Raw genomic sequence first — 1,761 nt, 5'->3', positions numbered from 1 at the left:
TTCAACGGAGAGTTTGATCCTGGCTCAGGATGAACGCTGGCGGCGTGCTTAACACATGCAAGTCGAACGATGAAGGGAGCTTGCTCCTGGATTAGTGGCGAACGGGTGAGTAACACGTGAGTAACCTGCCCTTGACTCTGGGATAAGCCTGGGAAACTGGGTCTAATACCGGATATGACCTTCCATCGCATGGTGGTTGGTGGAAAGCTTTTGTGGTTTTGGATGGACTCGCGGCCTATCAGCTTGTTGGTGGGGTAATGGCCTACCAAGGCGACGACGGGTAGCCGGCCTGAGAGGGTGACCGGCCACACTGGGACTGAGACACGGCCCAGACTCCTACGGGAGGCAGCAGTGGGGAATATTGCACAATGGGCGCAAGCCTGATGCAGCGACGCCGCGTGAGGGATGACGGCCTTCGGGTTGTAAACCTCTTTCAGTAGGGAAGAAGCGAAAGTGACGGTACCTGCAGAAGAAGCGCCGGCTAACTACGTGCCAGCAGCCGCGGTAATACGTAGGGCGCAAGCGTTATCCGGAATTATTGGGCGTAAAGAGCTCGTAGGCGGTTTGTCGCGTCTGCCGTGAAAGTCCGGGGCTCAACTCCGGATCTGCGGTGGGTACGGGCAGACTAGAGTGATGTAGGGGAGACTGGAATTCCTGGTGTAGCGGTGAAATGCGCAGATATCAGGAGGAACACCGATGGCGAAGGCAGGTCTCTGGGCATTAACTGACGCTGAGGAGCGAAAGCATGGGGAGCGAACAGGATTAGATACCCTGGTAGTCCATGCCGTAAACGTTGGGCACTAGGTGTGGGGGACATTCCACGTTTTCCGCGCCGTAGCTAACGCATTAAGTGCCCCGCCTGGGGAGTACGGCCGCAAGGCTAAAACTCAAAGGAATTGACGGGGGCCCGCACAAGCGGCGGAGCATGCGGATTAATTCGATGCAACGCGAAGAACCTTACCAAGGCTTGACATGAACCGGTAACGCCTGGAAACAGGTGCCCCGCTTGCGGTCGGTTTACAGGTGGTGCATGGTTGTCGTCAGCTCGTGTCGTGAGATGTTGGGTTAAGTCCCGCAACGAGCGCAACCCTCGTTCTATGTTGCCAGCACGTGATGGTGGGGACTCATAGGAGACTGCCGGGGTCAACTCGGAGGAAGGTGGGGACGACGTCAAATCATCATGCCCCTTATGTCTTGGGCTTCACGCATGCTACAATGGCCGGTACAAAGGGTTGCGATACTGTGAGGTGGAGCTAATCCCAAAAAGCCGGTCTCAGTTCGGATTGGGGTCTGCAACTCGACCCCATGAAGTCGGAGTCGCTAGTAATCGCAGATCAGCAACGCTGCGGTGAATACGTTCCCGGGCCTTGTACACACCGCCCGTCAAGTCACGAAAGTTGGTAACACCCGAAGCCGGTGGCCTAACCCCTTGTGGGAGGGAGCTGTCGAAGGTGGGACTGGCGATTGGGACTAAGTCGTAACAAGGTAGCCGTACCGGAAGGTGCGGCTGGATCACCTCCTTTCTAAGGAGCACCTCCAACAACCCGTCTGCGTGAATGCGTGGGCCGGGGTGTTGTCAGGAAGCAAGCCCGCAGCATGGACGATTGTTCCGTGGCGGGTGCTCATGGGTGGAATATCAACAAATAGCGGCCGCGTTGTTCTTTGTCTTGTCCTAGTACGAGCCAGTGATGGTTCTGGAACGGTGGGCGGGGGACGGGGTGGTTTAGTGTTTGGCACACTGTTGGGTCCTGAGGCAACAGG

The 1,761-nt window shown here is 56.9% G+C and carries 1 rRNA gene; it reads left to right on the top strand.

Features of this window, described 5'->3' with window-relative positions:
• The first annotated feature begins 1 nt into the window (after position 1).
• A 16S ribosomal RNA gene (locus tag Q9R31_RS20080) occupies positions 2-1,523 on the top strand.
• Positions 1,524-1,761 lie beyond the last annotated feature (238 nt).

It is taken from the genome of Pseudarthrobacter sp. BRE9 (assembly GCF_031844305.1).
In the GTDB taxonomy this organism is placed as follows: domain Bacteria; phylum Actinomycetota; class Actinomycetes; order Actinomycetales; family Micrococcaceae; genus Arthrobacter.
The sequence above is the reverse complement of the archived record's forward strand: the minus strand, read 5'-3'. Positions and strand labels throughout refer to the sequence as shown.